This is a genomic window from Flavobacterium sp. MMLR14_040, assembly GCF_033657265.1.
Lineage (GTDB): Bacteria > Bacteroidota > Bacteroidia > Flavobacteriales > Flavobacteriaceae > Flavobacterium.
The window spans coordinates 21563-43991 of sequence record NZ_JAWVWO010000014.1 but is presented as its reverse complement, the minus strand read 5'-3'; the positions used below and the strand labels follow the sequence as shown (position 1 = coordinate 43991).

The 22429-nt window shown below is 34.8% G+C and carries 11 protein-coding genes; 10 read left to right on the top strand and 1 reads right to left on the bottom strand.

Features of this window, described 5'->3' with window-relative positions; translation table 11 throughout:
• Nucleotides 1–852: 852 nt before the first annotated feature.
• The 6 genes from SD960_RS17225 to SD960_RS17200 all read left to right on the top strand — a co-directional run bounded on the left by SD960_RS17225 (nucleotide 853) and on the right by SD960_RS17200 (nucleotide 11468).
• Entirely contained in the window at nucleotides 853–3795 is a 2943-nt protein-coding gene (locus SD960_RS17225; RefSeq protein ID WP_318804992.1) for a SusC/RagA family TonB-linked outer membrane protein, read from the top strand.
• A 5-nt stretch (nucleotides 3796–3800) separates the two neighbouring features.
• Nucleotides 3801–5408: a RagB/SusD family nutrient uptake outer membrane protein gene (locus tag SD960_RS17220; protein WP_318804991.1), complete on the top strand. Its 1608-nt coding sequence runs from the start codon at nucleotides 3801–3803 to the stop codon at nucleotides 5406–5408.
• A gap of 31 nt (nucleotides 5409–5439) precedes the next feature.
• Nucleotides 5440–6507 carry a SusE domain-containing protein gene (locus SD960_RS17215; RefSeq protein WP_318804990.1) on the top strand — a complete coding sequence of 356 codons (1068 nt, stop codon included), beginning with the start codon at nucleotides 5440–5442 and terminating at the stop codon, nucleotides 6505–6507.
• A 107-nt stretch (nucleotides 6508–6614) separates the two neighbouring features.
• The gene (locus SD960_RS17210; RefSeq protein WP_318804989.1) at nucleotides 6615–7712 is read left to right on the top strand and encodes an arabinogalactan endo-beta-1,4-galactanase; all 1098 of its coding nucleotides are present in this window, start codon (nucleotides 6615–6617) and stop codon (nucleotides 7710–7712) included.
• 3 nt (nucleotides 7713–7715) lie between these two features.
• Entirely contained in the window at nucleotides 7716–8747 is a 1032-nt protein-coding gene (locus tag SD960_RS17205) for an arabinogalactan endo-beta-1,4-galactanase (RefSeq protein ID WP_318804988.1), read from the top strand.
• A 282-nt stretch (nucleotides 8748–9029) separates the two neighbouring features.
• Complete coding sequence (locus tag SD960_RS17200; RefSeq protein WP_318804987.1) at nucleotides 9030–11468, top strand: DUF4982 domain-containing protein; 2439 nt, start codon at nucleotides 9030–9032, stop codon at nucleotides 11466–11468.
• 339 nt (nucleotides 11469–11807) lie between these two features.
• Here the strand turns inward: SD960_RS17200 and SD960_RS17195 are convergent, their stop codons facing one another.
• Entirely contained in the window at nucleotides 11808–12329 is a 522-nt protein-coding gene (locus SD960_RS17195) for a hypothetical protein (RefSeq protein WP_318804986.1), read from the bottom strand.
• Nucleotides 12330–12689: 360 nt separating this feature from the next.
• Here SD960_RS17195 and SD960_RS17190 point away from each other — a divergent pair, with 360 nt between their 5' ends.
• The 4 genes from SD960_RS17190 to SD960_RS17175 all read left to right on the top strand — a co-directional run bounded on the left by SD960_RS17190 (nucleotide 12690) and on the right by SD960_RS17175 (nucleotide 22419).
• Complete coding sequence (locus SD960_RS17190; RefSeq protein ID WP_318804985.1) at nucleotides 12690–13166, top strand: GNAT family N-acetyltransferase; 477 nt, start codon at nucleotides 12690–12692, stop codon at nucleotides 13164–13166.
• A 266-nt stretch (nucleotides 13167–13432) separates the two neighbouring features.
• Nucleotides 13433–17482: a two-component regulator propeller domain-containing protein gene (locus SD960_RS17185; protein ID WP_318804984.1), complete on the top strand. Its 4050-nt coding sequence runs from the start codon at nucleotides 13433–13435 to the stop codon at nucleotides 17480–17482.
• Between the two features lie 461 nt (nucleotides 17483–17943).
• On the top strand, nucleotides 17944–19341 hold the full coding sequence (locus SD960_RS17180; RefSeq protein WP_318804983.1) for a hypothetical protein: 1398 nt from the start codon (nucleotides 17944–17946) through the stop codon (nucleotides 19339–19341).
• Between the two features lie 45 nt (nucleotides 19342–19386).
• On the top strand, nucleotides 19387–22419 hold the full coding sequence (locus SD960_RS17175) for a TonB-dependent receptor (RefSeq protein WP_318804982.1): 3033 nt from the start codon (nucleotides 19387–19389) through the stop codon (nucleotides 22417–22419).
• The last annotated feature ends 10 nt before the right edge of the window (nucleotides 22420–22429 follow it).

The window sequence follows — 22429 nt, the reverse complement described above, 5'->3', positions numbered from 1 at the left end:
AAAGAAACTCGTTTCTCACACATAGTTCTGTAGCGCAATGTAATTAGGCTAAGGGAAAATATATAAAATTAGTACAGTTTAATCGAGAACTTAATTAGAAAAGTCCGTTTATATCATCGTTTTCGCTTTAGCGAATCAGTAAAATCAGCGTCTAATTTTTGACGCGAATAAAACAGATTTACTTCGTAAAAAAGCGGATAAAAACGGATTTTATTTGCAATAATTTTATTTTCTAAAAGCTTAGTATTTTTTACCGCAGAGAACACAAAGATTTTTATTTAAGATTGCTTTAAAAAGCAGAGATCACAAAGCTAAATCAATACAAAGCTTTGCTTCCCGAGGCTTCGGGATGCCTTTTATAAAAGCTTAGATTAAAAAACTTAGCGTTCTTTGCGGTAAATTTTTTTCTAATCTCACATAAACTACTCAATTGTTAAATCTCTTATTTTACCTGTTAATTATTTACATTATCACTTTATTACAGTAAAAAAAATGCAGAATATGTTTTTATAAAGTGTCATGTGTACACTTTTTACGAAATTGTCCCCTTTTATAAATGAATTTTTCCCTGTCTTAAAACCTTGTTCTGTGCTTAATTTGCAGAGTGAGTTGATAAGCTATAACGTTTGAGTAATCTTATTTTATTTTTTGTTCAGAGTAAATCAACGAAAACAAACTAACCAATTATCTTAACCAAAAACACTTTAAACATGACCAACATTCCAAAGAAAATTCACTAGAAAAAAAACTTTTCTTAGTGTAAAAAAAAGAGTAAACTAATATCTCTGCAATCATTTTGTAACCACACTTAATTTAATAAAAACTAACTTAAACCAACCCAATTAAAAAAGTATGAAAATAATTAAAACCAAATTTTTACTTTTATTATTCTTGCTTCCTTTTTGTGTTTTGGCTCAGAACACAATTAGCGGTGTTGTCCTGGAAAAAGGAACAAAACAGCCCATACCAGGAGTAAACATAAAAGTATCTGGAACAAATAGCAGTACATCGACTGATTTTGATGGAAAATTTCAATTATCCGGAGTAAAAGCAGATAGTAAAATTACGTTTTCCTATACCGGTTATACCACTCAGACTATTGCAGTTGCCGGACAAAAAAATATAACTGTTTCTCTTGAAGAAGATAATAATCAACTAAAAGAAGTTGTTGTTCAGGTAGGTTACGGAAGCGTTAAAAAGAAAGACGCAACGGGATCTGTTACGGCGCTTTCTACAAAAGACTTCAACAAAGGAAATAATATTACAACAGAAAATCTTCTTAACGGAAGGGTAGCGGGTTTAACCGTAAATTCAACGGGTGCTCCGGGTTCTAGTTCTCAAATTAGAATTCGAGGAGGAAGTTCGCTTTTTGCAAGTAATGATCCTCTTATTGTCATCGACGGATTACCTCTTGATAATGCTACCAATACAGGTTCTTCTTCGTTTTTGGCCTCATTAAATCCTGCAACTGTAGAATCTATTACAGTTTTAAAAGATGCATCGGCGTCTGCAATTTATGGTTCGCGTGCTTCAAATGGTGTTATTATTATCACTACTAAAAAAGGAAGCAAAACATTATCTGTAGATTATAATGTACAATATGCTGCGGGAACGCTCATTAAAACGGTTGATGTTTTGAGTGCAGATGAATTTAGGAGTGTGATTGCAGACAGAAGAAGCGATGATCTTGATAAACTGGGAACTGCTAATACAGATTGGCAAAAAGCCATTTACAGAAACACAGGAACGGTAGATCAAAGTTTAGCCGTTAGAGGAAGTTTATTCAATATCATTCCTACTAGTTTAACACTTGGAAATACAGATCAGCAAGGATTGCGTTTAACCAATAATTTTAAAAGAAACACGGTGGGTTTAGTAATGAACCCAACTTTTCTTGACAATCATTTAAAATTGAGGCTTTCTGCCAATTATACAGACGAAATAAACCGATTTACAGATCCTGTTGAAGGTTCTGCCATTGGTTTTGACCCAACTCAGCCTATAAAAGTAGACGGTGCGCCTTACGGAGGTTATTTTGAATATACAACAGGAGTTGATGCCAACGGAAATTATCCGTTAGTCTCAACTGCAGCAAGAAATCCTGTTTCGCAATTGTTAAATACAAACGACAGAGGAACAAATGACAGGATTTTTGGAAATTTTGAAGTTGATTATAAATTTCATTTCTTACCTGCTTTAAGAGCGGTTGTAAATGTTGGTTATGATGAATCGAATGGAGACAGAAGAAGATTGGTTGGTGCCGATGCCGGTTCTGCTCCGTCAAACAATAATATTCCGTACGGAACAAATGAATATACAGAAGCAACCAGAAAAAATAAATTATTAGATACTTATTTAGTTTATAATAAAACTTTTAACGCATTGAATTTTGAAGCGACAGGTGGTTATTCGTATCAAAAATTTCAAAGCTCAAAATTTGAAACCGGTAATATTCTAAACCCGGATTTACCATCAACATATCCTGAAACTACTCTGGACACGGATGTTGTTTTATTAGGATTCTTTGCCAGAACAAATTTAAATTTTAGAGACAAATATTTATTAACGCTGTCTTATAGAAGAGATGGTTCTTCAAGATTTGAAGAAGCGAATCGTTGGGGGAATTTCCCATCCGTGGCTTTTGCATGGAAAATCAAAGAAGATTTCTTTAAAGATAATAACACATTATCTGACTTAAAATTAAGATTAAGTTATGGTATTACAGGACAACAGGATATTCCTGAGCCAAACGGATACTTGCAAAAATACCAGCTTGGCGGTGGAAATTCGGAGTACTACTTCGGCGAAAGCCCAATTCCGGTTGCACTTCCTTCAAAAAGAACAAACAATTTGAAATGGGAAGAAACCACTTCGTACAACGCAGGTCTTGATTTTGGTTTTTTAAACAATCGCTTATCTGCCGGACTTGATGTGTATTACAAAGAATCGAAAGATTTATTGGTAAATGCAGCAATATCTGATGGTAGTAATTTCTCTAACCGCGTGTATCAAAACGTAGGAAGCTTTACCACAAAAGGTGTTGAGTTTACGATTAATGCAAATGCGGTTAAAACAGAGAATTTCAATTGGAATATGAATTTTAATGTCTCCAAATTCGAAAGAAGAATCAAAAATCTGGTAAACGGAAGTGATATCTTTTTAGGAGATAACATTGCGGGAACAGGAACTCCGGGACAAATTTTCAGAGAAGGGTATACTCCGTATTCTTTCTATGTATACAAACAATTATACAACAACGAAGGAAAACCAATTGAAGGTGCTTTTGCAGATTTAAATGGAGATAATATCAGAAATGATGCTGATAAATACATTTATAATAATCCGGATCCGGATTTTACATTAGGATTTGCATCTAACATGAATTATAAAAAATTCGATTTTTCATTCAATTTAAGAGCGAGTATTGGGAACCGAATTTTTAATGCAGTAGACGCGAGCAGAGCACAATATGATGCTATGGAAAACGGTGGTGTTTTAAGTAACGTTCCGTCTCAGATAACAGAAACTAATTTTCAAACGACTTCAAATGTTGTGCTGTCAGATCTTTATATTGAGAATGCCTCTTTCTTAAAAATGGACAATGTTACGTTGGGATATACTTTGAACAATTGGTTAAACAGTAAAGCATCGTTAAGAATATCAACAGGAGTTCAGAACGTTTTTGTAATTACAAAATACAGCGGCTTAGATCCTGAAATTACCAATAACGGTGTAGACAAAACAATTTACCCGAGACAACGATCTGTTTTATTTGGTCTTAATCTTAAATTTTAATTACGATGAAAAAATATATTTTAATAACAATTTTAGCATTGACCAGCGTTTTTCAGTCTTGTACTGATGACCTAAATGTAGTTTCAGAAGATGATGACGTTCTTTCTTCGGATGTACTATTTTCTACGCCCGAAGGATATAAACAAGCTTTTGCAGGTGTGTACGGAAATTTAACCTTAACCGGAGTATTGGGCCCTGATAATTCTTCGCTTGAAGGTGTCGATGCCGGAACAAGCCAGTTTACAAGATGTTTATTATACATGCAGGAATTAACGACAGACGAATTGGTTTGGAGTTATGAAAATGACGGAGGAACGGCAGAATTACAACGTAATATCTGGACAGCTGCAAATCCGGTTATTTTAGGAATGTTTAGCAGAACGATGGTTTCTGTTTCTTATGCAAACGAATTTTTACGTCAGAGTACACCGGAAAAACTAAGCTCAAAAGGCATTACTAATGCTGCAACTTTGGCCGATATAGCACTTTACCGTCAAGAAGTTCGTGTTTTAAGAGCGTATGCGTATTATAACATGATGGATTTATTTGGAAAAGCGCCCATGTATACCGAAAATGATCCTGTAAATTTTACCGGGCCGGAGTTTAACAGAAAGCAATTATTTGATTTTATCGAAACAGAACTTAAAGCGGTTTTGCCAGATTTAAAAGCGGCCAGAACGAATGAATACGGAAGATTAGACCAATCTATGGCGCGTATGATTTTGGCAAAAATTTATTTGAATGCCGAAGTATATATTCAAGCCGATCGTTTTGATGATTGTATTGCAATGTGTAATGAAATTATAACAAGCGGTTATACTTTAAAACCAAAATATCTGGACAACTTTAAAGCAGATAACAACACGTCTGAAGAAATCATTTTTGGAATTCAGTCGGATGGAGCAGTTTCTCAAAACTGGGGAGCAACGACTGTTTTAACAAACGGACAAATTGGTGCGTGGGAAAACAATGGTGCTGATTTTGGAGTTGGAGGCTGGACAGGCGCACTTAGAATCAGAAAAGAATTTGCTCAAAAATTTGATGGGACAAAATTCAGTCAGGATACCAGAAACACAATCGGAAAAGGCGTTCAGGGCGATCCTGCAAAACAAAGATCAATTGATATTGACGATATTGGTGTAAAAACACAAGGTTATATTTTATCAAAATTTTCGAATAAAACAACCGCAGGAGTTAGCGGTGTAAGTTCTACTTATGCTGATACTGATTTTCCTTTATTCAGATTGGCCGATGTGTATTTAATGTATGCAGAAGCCACTTTAAGAGGCGGAAACGGAACAACCGCTCAGGCATTAGATTATGTAAATGCTTTAAGACAAAGAGCTAATAGTAATTCGACTGTTGGAAACATTACTTTAAGTGAATTAACGCTTGATTTTTTAATTGATGAAAGAGCGCGCGAATTACATTGGGAAGCACACCGAAGACAAGATTTAATCCGTTTTGGAAAATATACCGGAGGATCTTACAATTGGGCATGGAAAGGAAATTCTTCAAAAGGAATCTCTATTCCATCTTACATGAGCGTTTTTCCTATTCCGGAAGGATCATTGGGAGCCAATAGAAATTTGGTTCAAAACACGGGTTACTAGAACTTTTTTTAAAACATAAATGATACAAAAAATGAAACACATATATAAAATTTTTGCAGTTATTGCCTTAATTACCGGACTTTGGTCTTGTGAAAACGAAACAGATTTGATGATCGTAGAGCCTCAGGAAGCTGCTTTTTCAATCATTACACCAGATAATGGTTCTTCGACTATTTTAAATGAAGACACACCTAACAATACGGCCCTGACTTTTACCTGGGAAAAAGTAAGTTACGGAACACCTACTATTGTTACCTATACCGTACAATTTGCAGCCAGTAATACAGAGTTTGCAGCTCCGGTAGATATTACGTCTTCGACTTCTACTCACGCCGGTATTACAGTAGCAGAATTGAATGCAAAAGCACTTGAATTAGGTCTTACGCCTGAGGTTGAAGGAACAATCGATGTTAGAATTAAATCAACGGTTGGTACAACACTTTCAGAACCAAAATTCTCTACTCCAATCACGATTGTATTGACTCCTTACAGAGGTATATTTCCTAAAATTGATTTGTTTTTAGTAGGACCTGGTACCGCAGCAGGATGGAGTGTAACGAGCAACAATATGCCAATTTACAGAGATACAAAAGAAAACGCAAAGTTTTATTATACAGGATATTTTAATAAAGATGGTTTTAAATTAATCGAACAAATTGGTTTCTGGGCTCCGGCTTACGGAACAAATGGTGCAGCGGTACAATACAGAGCAACAGAAAGCGATACTGATCCGGGTGTGTTTCCAACAACAGCTTCAGGTTATTATAGTTTTGAAATTAATCTTGAAGAGCTAACGTATAAAATTGAGCCTTATACAGGACCAATGACAACGTATTCGACAATTACTTTGACAGGATCTGTACTAACAGGCGATGACGCCGGATGGAATATGGATGTTCCTTTAGTAAAATCTGATTTTGATGGACATATCTGGAAAGTTACTCAAACTTTACAAGCCGGAAAAATGAAATTCAAAGCAAATAATAGTTGGGATGTAAGCTGGGGAGATAATGGCGGCGATATTATTGTTGAAGCTGGAAAATATGAAATTTGGTTCAATGACTTAGATGGACGTTACACGTTCATACCAACTCCATAATTGAATTAAAAAATAAGAGAAGCCTCAATAAGCTTATTTTGAGGCTTCTTCTTTAACATTAAAGACTTATTTAAAATTCAAAATTTCAATCATTATAACTCATCTCAATGAAAAAATATATAAAAATTCTTGGGTTACTTGCTATAACTGCAATTCAGTTTTCTTGTTCATCTAATGATGCTACGGAGGCAGAAGCAGTTAACCCGCCAGATGCGAGTGATACTTTTATCAGAGCATCCGATGTTTCTTTTCTTCCTCAAATGGAATCATTAGGGACTAAATTTTACACAAATGGTAAAGCCGAAGAAATGCTTACAACACTTAAAAATGCAGGTTGTAATACAGTCAGAATTCGTTTATGGAAAAACCCTGTAAACGGTCGTTCCGGTTTAAGCGAAGTAAAACAATTAGCTCAAAAAGCAAGGCAAGCCGGTTTAAGAGTTTGGCTTACGGTTCATTATTCTGATAATTGGGCCGATCCTGCAATACAGACTACTCCAAAAGAATGGGAAAATTTATCTTTTGCAGATTTAAAAATAGCTGTTACCGATTATACATCAACAATAATTACAGAAATTAATCCGGATATTATTCAAATTGGTAATGAAATCAATAGTGGATTATTATGGCCGCAAGGAAACCTAATGAGTAACGAACAGCAATGTATCGCTTTATTGAGTGCAGCAAGTGCAACAATTCGCAGTAAAGCGCCAAACACAAAAATAATGATTCATTATGCAGGTGTAAACGGAGGAGATACAGATTGGTTTTTTAACAAAATGAAAAGTGTTGATTACGACTATATCGGGCTTTCTTATTATCCTGTTTGGCATGGTAAGGATTTAGCAGTAGTAAAAAATACCATTGATGCATTAGGAAATAAATTCGGTAAAAAAGTCCTGATTGCAGAAACCGCTTACCCTTTTACCTTATTACACAATGATCAAACTAACAATATTGTAGGAACAAACGATCAGTTGGTACCGGGATATCCGGCAACTCCGGCAGGACAAAGAACTTTTGTTATGGATATTAAAAACATAGTAAAAGCATCCCAATTTGGACAAGGATTTGCGTATTGGGGAGGCGAATGGGTTGCTTTTAAAGGACAACAATCAACAAGTGGTTCTACATTTGAAAATCAGGCTTTATATAGTTTTGATAACAATGCCTTATCCGTAATGCAAGCTTTCAGTAAAGATTAAAATATGAAAAAATTACTTAAAATTGTGTCTCTTTTAATGATAATTGCCGTTCTGTTTGCTTCCTGCAAATCTAAAATGGCAAGTGAAAAAAACTCTTTTTCGAAAGGAGCAGATGTAGGCTGGCTGCCACAAATGGAAGCAACAGGTTATAAATTTTATGATGCAGACGGTTTTGAAAAAGACTGTCTGCAATTATTAAAAGACCGGGGAATAAACACCATTCGTTTGCGCGTTTGGGTCAACCCCAACGATGATAAAGCCAGCGGACACTGCAGTCCCCAAGAAACAGTTGTTATGGCGGTTCGCGCGCAAAAAATGGGAATGCGTATCATGATCGATTTTCATTACAGCGATTCCTGGGCAGATCCTGGAAAACAAAATAAACCCGCAGCATGGGCAAAACATTCTTTTCCGGAATTGTTAACCGATGTTTACCAACATACGTATGATGTTTTGCAACTGTTGAAAAAAGCAGGAGTAACGCCGGAATGGGTTCAGGTTGGAAATGAAATTCCAAGTGGTATGCTTTGGCCGGAAGGACATACCGATAATTTTAATCAGCTGGCACAATTACTTAATAAAGGATACGAGGCGACAAAAGCCGTTGACCCAAAAATTAAAGTAATTGTTCATTTGGACGAAGGAAATAAAAGTGAAAAATTCAGATGGTTTTTTGATAAAGTCACTGAAAACAAAGTAAAATACGATGTAATTGGTTTATCGTATTATCCGTATTGGATCAAAACCGATTATCAAAGCACCATTTTAGATTTAGAAAATAACCTAAAAGACATGGCTTCGAGATACAATAAAGAGGTTATGGTGGTTGAAGTCGGAGGTGATTTTGAACAAGTACAAAACACTAAAGAAATGCTTGAGGCGACTATAAAAGCAGTAAAAAGCGTACCTAATCATAAAGGTTTAGGCGTTATTTATTGGGAACCTCAAGGTGAAAAAAGCTGGAGCGGTTATCAATTGAATGCTTGGCTTCCTGACGGAAAACCTTCACCAGCATTGGATGCTTTCAAAAATTAAAAATTAGAAATTAAATTTTACCATTAAGATATTAAGTTCATAAAGCTAAATGATCTTAACCCGTTGAGAGTAGTGTATAAAAAGAAATTAACACATAGAAACATAGATTTTATGTTTTTGAAAAAGATTATAGAAAGAAACTAGTTTCTCACACATAGCTATGTTTGTTAATGCAAGTGAAATGCCTTTCTTGAGTTCAATAATTCTATGTTTCTATGTGTTAAATATAATTGCGCTCTAACTGTTTATCTAATATCTTAATGGTGAAAAAATAAAACAAAAATGAAATTAATTTTTAAATCAATATTATCATTATTTCTGCTGATTTTTTCGTCTGGAAAAATAATGTCACAATCCAGTACAGTTATTTTAAAAGACAACTGGCGTTTTTCTGCAGCCGTAAAAGAAGATGCTTTTTCTGTAAATTTTGATGCTTCAAAGTGGGAAAAAGTGAGTGTACCGCACGATTGGGCCATTTACGGACCCTTTGATAAAGAATGGGACAAGCAGGTTTCGGCAATTGAACAAAATGGAGAAAAAGTTCCTACCGAAAAAACGGGCCGTACCGGAGCGCTTCCGCATATTGGTACAGGCTGGTATCGCAATACATTTTCGATTCCTGAGTTTAAAAAAGGTAAAAAAGCACTTCTTATTTTTGAAGGTGCCATGAGCGAACCTCAGGTTTTTTTAAACGGTAAAAAAATAGGAGAGTGGGGTTACGGATACAGTTATTTTTATATTGATATTTCTAAAGATTTAATAGCCGGATCAGAAAATGTGTTGGCAGTAAAATTGACGAATATGCCATTTTCTTCAAGATGGTATCCGGGAGCTGGTTTATACAGAAAAGTGAGTATTGTAATAAAAGAAGAAGAAAGTTTTGCGCAATGGGGAACTTTTATTACAACTCCAAACATCACAGAAAATACTGCTATTGTTGACATTAAAGCTGAAGTTAATGGCAATAATCTGTCAATGCAAACGCAAATAAAAGATGCAGAGAATAATATAGTGGCAACAGAGAAAGAGACTGAAATGAAAGATGGAAAGTTTCATCAAACCATTTCTGTTTCCAAGCCTCACTTGTGGAGTCCTGAAACGCCTTATTTGTATACAGCTGTTACCAAATTATACACAGCAGACGGAACTTTAAAAGACGAACAAAGTATAAAATTCGGAATCAGATCTATTAAATATGAAGCCAATAAAGGATTTAGCCTTAACGGAAAAGTGACAAAATTTAAAGGAGTCTGCCTTCATCATGACCTTGGACCTCTTGGTGCTGCGGTAAACAAAGCGGCGCTTCGAAGACAGCTTACGATTCTAAAAGATATGGGGTGCAATGCGATTCGCAGTTCTCATAATATGCCTTCTTTTGAACAGCTTGAATTGGCTGACGAAATGGGATTTATGTTTCTGGCCGAAAGTTTTGATGAATGGGCAAAGCCAAAAGTACAAAATGGTTATCATCGCTTTTTTGAAGAATATGCAGAAAAAGACATTGTAAATTTAGTAAGAGCCACACGCAATCATCCTTGTATTGTAATGTGGAGTTCAGGAAATGAAGTTCCGGATCAATACGGAGCTGAAGGTTTGACCAGAGCTAAATTTTTACAGGATATTTTTCATAGAGAAGATCCTACGCGCCCGGTAACGGTGGGAATGGATCAGGTAAAACAGACTATGGCGTCAGGTTTCGGGTCTTTATTAGATGTACCGGGACTGAATTACAGAGTTCATCTTTATGAAGAAGCTTATAAATCATTTCCACAAGGATTTATATTAGGTTCAGAAACAGCGTCAACAGTGAGTTCAAGAGGAATTTATAAATTTCCTGTTGTACAGCAAAAAGAAAAACAATACGATGATCTTCAATGTTCGTCTTATGATCTTGAAGCATGTAGTTGGTCGAATGTTCCGGATGAAGATTTTGTGCTTCAGGATGATAAACCATGGGTTATTGGCGAATTTGTCTGGACCGGTTTTGATTATTTAGGAGAACCAACGCCTTATGATGAAAAATGGCCGTCAAGAAGTTCTTATTTCGGAATCTCTGATTTGGCAGGACTTCCCAAAGACCGTTTTTATTTGTACAGAAGCAGATGGAATAATGAGGATAAAACACTTCATATTCTGCCACATTGGAACTGGAAAGGAAGAGAAGGAGAAATTACGCCGGTTTTTGTTTACACGAACTATGACAGTGCAGAACTTTTCGTAAATGGAAAAAGTATGGGCGTTCAGAAAAAAAACAATTCAACTCCTCAAAACCGCTATCGTTTGATGTGGAATGATATAAAGTATGAGCCTGGAACGGTAAAAGTCGTAGCATTTGATTCCAATGGAAAAATAGCTACCGAAAGCGAGGTTAAAACCGCCGGAGATCCTTATAAAATCATTCTCGAAGCAGATCGTAAAGTTATCAAAGCTGATGGCGATGATATTTCTTTTGTAACGGTTTCGGTTGTAGATAAAAACGGAATTCCATGTCCTACAGCAGTTAATGAATTGCAATTTAAGGTAACGGGCGCAGCAACATACAGAGCAGCATGTAATGGCGATGCTACATCTCTGGAAATATTTCATGAAAATAAAATGAAGCTTTTCAGCGGTAAATTGGTTGTTTTGGTTAAAGCAGTCAAAACTGCAGGTGCAATACAATTGGAAGTAACGGGTAAAGGGCTTCAGAAAGGTAAAATGAATTTAAAGTCAGAACTTTAAAAATTAAAATATTATTTGATAGTAAAAGAGACGATCCAGTGGGTCGTCTTTTTTGTTTCTTATTGGGTAGTGTTTCAGATTTAATTATATGAGATTTTATATTTTTAACATATTGAAATAAAAAAAAGCTGTTAAAAACGGAACAATTAAAAAACAAAAATAGCAATTGCATCCTTCTGTTTTTTTCTGTGAAGTTTAATTTTTTATGCTCTTTGTGGCTTATTGTTGCGGGTACGAAGTCAGGAGACTTCGCACAGCGTAAACCGACAAATTTATTCTTTTATAGAACTTTTCGTAGAGCTGGGGTAATCAGGGGAACTCTTCTTAGAGTTGGGTTTTTTAATTCTCAATATCTAATTTTATCACAAAATGATTATTGTTCTTAATCGTATAATTAGCATTTACCTCATTAAGAAAATCCACTAGAAAAATAATAGCTTTATCATTTTTTATTTTAATATCATATATTTCAGGAGGTTTCTTACTATAAATATCAAAGGAATCAAGAGACAAATTATTATGTTCCAATAATAATATAAAATCATCTACATTTATACGTTTTCTATTTCTGATATTTGATATTACTATATCCCAATCGATAAGAATATTACTTTGCTTTGGAAAAAATAATTTGTCATCTCCATATTCGGAATAGAAATCATAAATATTTGTAAATTCATATTCTTTTGTCTTTTTATTAATTCTCAAAGGACCCCGTCCTGAAACCAAATTTAGCATCTCATCACTAAAAGGGTTACTGTGTCCTTTTTCATGAAAAAAGATAAATATTGAATCACCTGATTCAACTTGCCTTATTATTTCAAAATCATTCCCTAAAATTTTATTAATCAAATCTTCCATAATTACTTTACTTCTAAAATTTTATATGATTTAAATGTTTTTTCCATCCCCCGCTATTCAAAGAGTTCTGATAACAAAGTTGTTCGTTGTGCGAATGTCTCCTGACTTCGCACCGGCAAAGCGAATCGACAAAACATAAAACAGAAAAAACTCGCAGTGTTTCAGATAAGGTGTTCTACATATTATCAAAGTAAGTACAAAGAAAAGAAGGATTTTTTTACCAAAAAAAAGATTTAGAAAAAAAGGTTAAATGTATACAATTGGAGATCAATATTAGAATAAAAGCCTAGTTCTAGCGAGAGCATCAATTTCGAGTATTTCTTAAATTTATTCAAAAATCATTTTTTGTATATTTGAAATATGGATGTAAATATTAAAGACATAGCTATCAGATGCGCCACGACTGCTGATTTACCCCAACTGGCAGAATTTCTACAATTTCTTGTTGCCGCAGAGCGACCATTTGACCCAACACTTAAAGAAGGGAAAATATTCTATTATAACATAGAAGAATTTATACCTGATGAGAAAACAGAACTTCTTGTTATTGACTATAATAATCAAATTATTGGTTGCGGATATGCCCAGATCCGAGCAGCAAAACCGTATCAAAACCATGAATTATTCGGATATCTTGGTTTCATGTATGTAAGCCCGGAATTTAGAGGAAAAGGCTTGAATAATCTATTACTTGATGATCTTAAAAAATGGGTTCTGTCTCATGGAATAACCGAGGTTAGACTGGAAGTTTACTCTGAGAACGAAGCAGCAATCAGAGCTTATGAAAAGGCTGGTTTTAAGCAAATATTGACAACAATGCGTTGTGATATATCATAGGAATTACAATTGGCAATTGATTTTGCCTGTGCCGTTAGTGTTTTAACTGCAAAAGCTTCTGGAGTAAATTAAAACATGATTAGAGAATTATAAATAATAACTAATCATAGATACTTTTTTGAAGGTATAATTTTATTAAAAATGTTAGATTAAGGATGAAATCATAAGTTAAAGAAGTATATTAATTTTTATATGCTCATTTTTATGAAATATCTATAAAATTCACTTATAATTGTACTTTTTACACCTGGCAAAAACATTTTATTTTGAAGTATTTTGTTTTACATCTTCTTTTTTTATTAGGTTTTTCTTCTGTAGGTTTTACACAAGATAATCCTATAAAATTTCTTGATATTTCTGATGGTCTGTCTAATAATTCTGTAACTACCATCTTTCAGGACAGTGATGGTTATCTTTGGTTTGGAACTTATGACGGATTGAACCGCTATGATGGCTATAATTTTAAAGTTTTCCGCAACAGAATCAACGATAAAAAATCATTACTCTTTAATACGATTTATAATATCGAAGGCGATTCCCGAAAAAACATTTGGGTTGGCGGTTCCAACGGGATTTGCATTTACAATAAAACGACAGCAACATTTCATCCTGTAGAATTTACCTCTTCAAACAAAAAAAACAAAGTTCTAAAAGATATTATTCACCAGATGCGATCCGTGTCTGATGATTTGGTTTTAGTCGCTTCTCAGAATTTAGGTTTAATCGCTTTTGAGAACGGTTCTTTCGTCGGAAAACAAATTCCGCTTAAAGTTTTAGGCAACAACATCAGTATTAATAATTATGATGCGATTGCGATTCAGGATGATAGAAAAAAGGGACGTTGCTGGATTCATGTGCGAAATATTGGCATCTGCAGTTACAATTACAAATCAAAAAGCTTAAAGGTAGTTTTTCCGTTTTCTAAAGAAGTGAAATCAATGAAACTGGCTTCTGATGGAAATCTTTGGCTGGGAACTGATGAAGGTATTTTTCTCTTTAATACCCAATCGGAAACACTTTCTGAGAATTATTTTTCGAATAAATGCAGCGTTACCGATATTCTTCTGGATAAAAAAAACGAGATCTGGATTTCTACAGACGGTTGTGGCATTTACAAAATCATCGGAACAAATAAAAAAGCAATTCCATATAATGCTATAAATGGTGTAGAGCTGGCCAAAAGCAACTCGGTTTGGAGTTTATATGAGGATAAAGCAGGAAATAAGTGGTTTGGTTCCTTGCGCGGCGGTATAAGTATGCTCAGCAGCACACCCAAATATTTTAAAAGCATTCGTTATAACGCCACAAATCCGGCAGAGAATTTTATTTTATCTTTTTGTGAAGACGAAAAGAAAAATTTATGGGTTGGAACAGATGGCGCAGGATTGAAATATTGGAATCGAAAAAACAATACTTACACGAATTACAGCAAAAAGCTTTCGAGTTCTTTTATTACAGGAATTGTGCGTGATACTAATAATGAAATTTGGCTATCGACATGGAATGGGGGAGTAAACAAAATCAACCCAAAAAATAATTCAGTTACGCAATATTCTTGTTTTAATCCGTATACCAAACAAATCGAGAAGAAAATTTGGCTGGTTTACAAAGATTCAAAAGCAAATATTTGGGCCAGCGCTACAAACGAAGGTTCATTATATCTTTTCGACAGACCAAAAAACACTTTTGTTCTTTTCGATAAATCAATTACAAATTTGCAAAGTTTGACCGAAACGAGCGACGGAAAACTTTGGGGCGGAAATTATACCAGTCTGTTTTCTTTTGAAAAAAATACCAGAAAAATCACTAAAACGAATATCGGGAATCCTATAAGATGTATTCATGAAGACAGAGACAAAAATCTGTGGTTAGGAACTCAGGAAGGCGGATTATTATTGTTCGACCGAAAAACAAACACTTTTAAAAGATTAACTACAGATGATGGTTTGCCTTCGAATACCATTTTAAGAATGCTCGAAGATAAGGAGGGCAATCTTTGGATGAGTACGTATAATGGCGTTTGCCGATTCGATAAAAAAAGAAAAACCTTCCGTAATTTCTCTGTAAATGATGGTTTACAAAGCAACCAATTCAGTTTTAATGCAGGACTTAAATTATCTACGGGTGAATTTTTATTTGGCGGAATTAACGGTTTTAATATCTTTTTTCCCGAAGCAATTAAAGGATTCAACCAGCAGAATAATTTATTGCTCACCGATTTTTACGTAAACAATCAGCCTATTGAAGAAAGCAAAAATGATTTGGTATCTAAATGGGAATCGGGCAAAATAAAAGAAGTAAGTCTGCCTTACGACCAAACCACTTTATCGCTGGAGTTTGTTGCCTTAGATTACAATAATGCCGACAAAATAAATTACGCCTATTATTTAGAAGGCTGGGATGCACAGTGGAATTATGTGGGTCAGGCCCGAAAAGCAAATTATGCCAGATTAACAGAAGGAAAATATACTTTTAAAGTAAAAACTACCAACTTTAAAGGAGGTTGGAACAAAGAAATAAGCCTTGTAACAATCGAAATCTTGCCGCCATGGTACAGAACCTGGTGGGCCTATACGTTGTATTTATTGGCTCTGGCAGGGATTCTTTTTGCTTATTTGGAATATCATAAAAATAAGGAAAAACTAAAATATAAAGTAAAAATAGCCGAGCTGGAAAGCAAGAAAGAAAAGGAAGTTGCCGAAAAACAATCGTCGATGTTTACGTATATCTCACATGAGTTTAGAACGCCGCTTTCGCTAATTATAAATCCGCTCAAAAAAGCAGTTCAGAAGGAAAGTGTTCAAAATGGTTCTTCCGGAAGCGATTTGGCCATTGCACATCGAAATGCCCGCAGGCTTTTAAGTTTGGTGGATCAGCTGCTTCTTTTTCGAAAAGCCGAAAATGACGCTGATTCGCTCCGATTATCCAATATAAATGTAAATAATCTTTGCAATGAAGTGTATCAATGTTTTGTGAATCAGGCAAAAGAGAAAAATATTACTTATAAATTTTATATTCCGGAACATGATATTGAAATTATTGGAGATTATGAAAAAATAGAAATCTCCTTATTTAATTTAATGTCAAATGCTTTTAAATACACACCAATTGGAGGGGAAATTAATCTGAAACTTTCTGAAAATAAAAAGGAAGTTATCCTGGAAATTTCAGATAGTGGCGATGGAATTGAAAAGAAAGATATTGACGTTATTTTTGAAAAATTCAAACAGATCAACTCAAAAGTGTCTGTTGGAACAGGTTTTGGAATTGGACTTTATATTGTGAAATATTTTGTAAACAAACATAAAGGAACAGTAAGCTGCAGCAGTGAACCAGGAAAAGGAAGCACTTTTACTTTGACGTTCCTTAAAGGAAACAGTCATTTTGAAGATATTGAAATTACGGATGTTGTGGCAACAAGAAGCCAGTTGTTTGATGAATTGATTATTGATGATTCAGAAGAAAATAAGCAGTCTTTAAATAATACGGTTTCAGAAAGTGATTTTCAGAAAATTATGCTTACTGATAAGCGTACCGTTTTAATAATCGATGATAATGCAGAAATTAGGGCCTATCTGATCAAATTATTTTCTAAAAACTACATCGTTTATAATGCTGAAAATGGAGAAGAGGGCTTGAAGATGACTAAAAAACAGATGCCTGATCTGGTTATCAGCGATATCACGATGGAACATATGGACGGTCTCGAATTATGCCGAAAAATAAAAGAAAGTGACAGTTTATCTCATATTCCTGTTATTTTATTAACGGCCTCTAAAAACCCGGAAACGCATTTACAGGGAATCACAGATGGTGCGGATGATTATATTACAAAACCGTTTGATGATGATATACTCGTAGCACGTGTGGAGTCATTATTGCGAAACAGAAGTAATCTCCGAACTTATTTCCTGAACAGCATAACACTTAGGGAAAACGCACAAAAAGTTCCGGTTGAATATCAGGAAATCCTGAAAAAGTGTATTGATATTGTCGAAGCCAATATTCATAAAAAAGATTTTACGATTAAGAATTTTGCACTCGAAATGGGAATGAGCCATAGGACACTTTATACCAAAATCAAGATCATTTCAGGACAGACTTTAAATGCTTTTATTCGTTCTCTACGAATTCGAAGAGCGGCGATGTTAATGTTGACAGAAGATATGAATATTGCGCAGGCAAGTGCAGAAGTTGGTTTTGAAGATCCAAAATATTTCAGACAGCAGTTCGTGAAACTCTTCGGAATGACACCTTCAGAATATATTAAAAAGTATAAAAATTCGTTTAATTCTGATTTGAATATCATCAAATAACAATCCTTTGTGTTTTTATTTTTTTGAATACTCTTTTGTTTTTTTGTACAGAAGAGTATAAATTTTTCAAAAAATCAAACGTTGTAGTTCTAGATTGAAGATTATTTATTAATTACGAATTATTGAAAAATAACTTGTTATTTTTTTGTACTTGTTAATTTTAAATCCAAAATAACGGTAAATTGCCATTTTGACCTCCTTTTTTTTCCATTTTACCCCTCCTTAGAAGTCTGTATTAAATATTTCTTTGCACTTATACGTTTTAGAAGAAAAAAATAAAAAAAAGAATATTAACCAAACTTTACTAGAATGACAAAAAACCACACCATTACTTTATTGTCTTATTTCTTTATCATTGAAAGACAATTTAGATGCTCTTCAAAAATGAGTTTATCTCATCTTCAACAAACAATTTTTTTAGCATAAAACAAACTAACTAACCTAACCTTAAAATCAAAGAAATGAAAAAAAATGTATTTTTATTTTTTCTTGCCCTTTTTGCCGTCCTTATTACCGGATGTCAAAATAACGAAACTGGTTATCCTTCTTCTGATGATCCTACGGTTGTAGTGACAACAAAGGAAATTTATGGAGCACCAAATAGAAAATTCGAAATTAAAGCTGCGCTTAATGACGATTTGGGACTAAAAAGTGTGAGAATTCAAATTCCTGAATTATCCTTAGATAAAATGATCACGTTTGCAAGTGACCCATTACTTGAATCATATGATTTAAGCTATTTTTTTGAAGTACCTTCAAACAGGGGAACTTCAGAATCTTTCAAAATTAAATTAACAATAACAGATGTTTCAGGAAATGCCATTGATGAAGATATCAATTTACGTCTGGATGGAGAATTTGCTGCACCGGCAATAACGATGATTACGCCAAAAGAAGGAGCTGTTATTTTATTGTCAACAAGCAATGAAATGCCAGTAAATTTTGTGGTAAACGATGATTCGGGAATAGATTATGTTCAGGTAAAATGTGAGGCTTTAGCTATTGATGAAACGATTCAGTTAACAGATTCGCCTCAATCTTATACTTTCAATAAAACGTATACTTTGCCTGTAACTGCAGCAAATTATGTATTGACAATTACAGCCAAAGATAAATTTGCGATTCCGAATACAGGATCTTTAAATATCAATATTGTGGCAACAAACGAATATCCTGCCCTTTATTTATGTGATCAGCCAAAAGGCACCAACCTGACTACTGATGCTGTGGGCGTACCGATGTATTTCCACGAGAAAAACGGACAGGATTTTGAATTCAAATATTATGCTGATAAAGACAATAAAGAAATTTATTTCTTAGGTCAGGAAGCCGACTTTGCCCCACATTGTTTCGGATTAAATGCAGCTGGCGGATTGGTAGATGACGTAGCTTCAACTCCAATTATTTTACCAACAAAAGGATATTACAACATAAAAGTAAATCCAAATACACTAGTTTATACCGCAACTAAATATACACCTTCAAGTAAAGTCTGGGCCGATGTTGCCAATGGATTATGGAGTGATGATGAAGCCTTAAGAAGACCGTTTGTGAGCGTATGCGGCGGCGGAATTCAGGGTGCAGACTGGGATACATGGACAGCCTGGATACAAACCGGATTGCATTTGACAAATAACCCAAATAATGCCTATCAATTAGTTGGAGAATACACTTTGACAGGACAAATGGAAGCCACTTTTACAGGTCAATGGTGGAGTCCGTCATGGAGATTAATCAAAAATGGTATTGCTACAATGTCACCGGGTGAAAATGGAAATGCAAAATATCCAGCTGCTCCGGGAGTATACAAAGTTGTACTGGATACAGAATTGGAAAGAGTCTTTATCACAAAAAAATAGTTTGCTCGAACTTAAGTTTTAGCATTAATAAAAAAATAGATTAATATGAAATATAAATTTATATGGTTATTTATCACCATGTTGTGCACCGCCGCGACATTTGGGCAAATAACGGTAAAAGGAACTGTTAAGGATAAAGGCAATGTGCCAATTCCCGGAGTTAATCTGGCAGTAAAAGGAACATCCACAACAACATCAACAGATTTTGATGGAAACTTTTCTATCAGTGTACCCAATAAAAATGCTCAAATTGAATTTTCATTTGTTGGTTTTTCTAACAAAACAATTCAGGTTGGCGATAAAACAACTTTTGATGTTGTGTTAGAGGAATCAAGCCAGACGCTTGATGAGATTGTCGTTGTAGGTTACGCCGCGGTAAAAAAGAGCGATGTAACGAGTTCTATTTCTTCTATTAAAGGAAAAGAACTCCAAACCATGACAGTAGGTAATGTGACCGAATCATTACAAGGAAAAGTTTCCGGAGTTCAGGTTACAGGGCAAGGAGGTCCTGGTGCACAGCCAAGAGTTTTGATCCGTGGTATTTCGACACTAAATCTGGATACTTCTCCTCTTTATGTAGTAGATGGTATTCCGATGGGAACCAGTATAAACTTTTTGAGCCCAAATGAAATTGAATCTATGGAGGTTTTAAAAGATGCTTCTGCAAGTGCTATTTACGGTTCACGTGCTTCTAACGGAGTTATTCTGATCACTACCAAAAAAGGAAAAGTGGGGCAAACGAGATTCAACTTTGATATAAGTTCTGGGATGCAGCTTATGAACAATCCATATCACATGGCTGATGCCGAAGGATATGCAACTATCATGAACAAAGCATACAACAATTCAGGTTATGCAGATTATTTGCCAAACCCTTCTCAATACCGAGGAAAAACGACAGATTGGTGGAAAGCCGGAATTAAAAGTGGATCTCCGGTTACAAATGCTTCTTTAGGTGTGAGCGGAGGTTCTGAAAAACATACTTATGCAATTAGTATGAACTACTATGATGCAGAATCTATTTATGAAGTAGGAGGCTGGGAGAGAATTACGTTAAGAATTGCTAATGATTTTAAATTCTCAGATAAATTCTCTGCCGGAATCACTTTAAATCCGCGTTATGAAACTTATGGTCAGCCTGGAAACTGGGCAGATTTTGATAAAATTGACCCGATTACGCCAATTTACAAACCAGCAGATCAGTTAACAGGAAGTGAAAACGAATACAGCATTTATGCACGTTCGCCTTCGTATGTATGGAATCCGGTTGCAGGTGTAAAGCGATATGATGACTATACAGATCAATATAACTTAAATACAAACGGATATTTACAATATACTCCAATTAAAGGTTTGGTATTTCGTACACAGGCTTCTATCGAAGTAGGAGATAAAGTTAGAAGCAGGTTCAGACCCGATTTTATCATTGATGCTGCACACGAAAAAGAAGAAATAAATAAAGTGGAAAGATGGGCTACAACCAATGCAGACTGGACCTGGCAAAATACAATTACTTATTCTAAAACATTCGCAGAAAAACATAATACTTCGCTGATGATTGGTAATACAATGGAAGAGTATAATGGCAATGATGTTTGGGGTTACGGAGAAGGTGTGCCTAATAATTCAGATTTAATGAGAGAGGTAAATGCAGCAACTAAAAACCGTGATAGTAAAGGTAACAGCTGGTCAAGTTCATTGATGTCTTATATTTCCCGTTTTTCTTATAACTACGACAATAAATATTATTTCACGGGAACTTTCAGACGTGACGGTTCTTCTAAATTTATGACGAACAATAAATGGGCAAATTTCCCTTCGGCATCTGTTTCATGGAGAATTTTGAACGAAGGATTTATGGAATCTACCAAAGATGTTTTAAGCGATCTTAGATTTAGAGCAGGTTGGGGTAAAGTAGGAAATCAGGGATTGCCAACGCAAGTGTATCAATCCAACATTGGGCAAGGATTTTATCCAATTGGTGATGTTGTAGGAGATACTTCATTTCCTTCTTCTATGGCCAATAAAGACATTAAATGGGAAACTGTTGAAGATATGAGTTTTGGAATCGATTTCGGATTATGGAAAAACAAGCTTTCAGGATCATTAGAATATTATCAGAAAAAAACAAATGATATGTTATTCTTAAAGCAATTTCCAGCCTATAGCGGATTTCCGGAAAATGCCACAATCTGGACAAACGTGGGTGCTATGCAATCCAGCGGTATCGATTTGCTGATTTCTTATAAAGATAAAAAAAGGGATTTCTCTTATGGTGCCGATGTAACTTTTACAACGGTTGATGTTGAAATGTTGTCTTTATCTTCTGATGGAGAAAAACTGTACGGAGCTAATAACAGAAGTGTGACGGTAAAAGGAGATGAACCAGGTTATTTCTACGGATACGTAGCTGATGGTTTATTTCAAAATCAAACAGAATTAAATTCCCATACAGACGAGCACGGAACTAAATTACAACCTTATGCAAAAGAAGGAGATATTCGTTTTAAAGATGTTAACGGAGACGGAAAACTAGACGATAAAGACCGTACTAAAATTGGTTCTCCATGGGCGGATTACAACATCGGACTGAATTTAAATTTTGCTTACAAACAATTTGATTTAGTTGCTAATTTCTATTCCAGTATCGGAAATGATATCGTCAATACAACAATTTCAGATTTATACAACGGTGCAAGCTTAACCAACAAAATAAGCGGATTAGACCAAAAAGCTTGGCATGGAGAAGGAACTTCTAATTCTATTCCTCGTTTGTCCAAAGATGATAATAATGAGAACTACACTAAATTTTCTTCTTTATACGTAGAAGATGGTTCTTATGTGCGTATGAAAAACTTACAGTTAGGATTTTCATTCTATAATAAATTCGGATTAGACAAACTTAGAATTTCTTTATCAGGCCAGAATTTATGGACCTGGACAAAATACACAGGAGTTGATCCTGAAGTTGCAGGAGGAGACCCGGATAAGGGCGACAGAGTAAAAGGAGCAGGTTTTGGAGAATGGAACTATCCTGTACAGCCAACAATTTTGATGGGTCTTAATGTAGCATTTTAATAAAAACGAA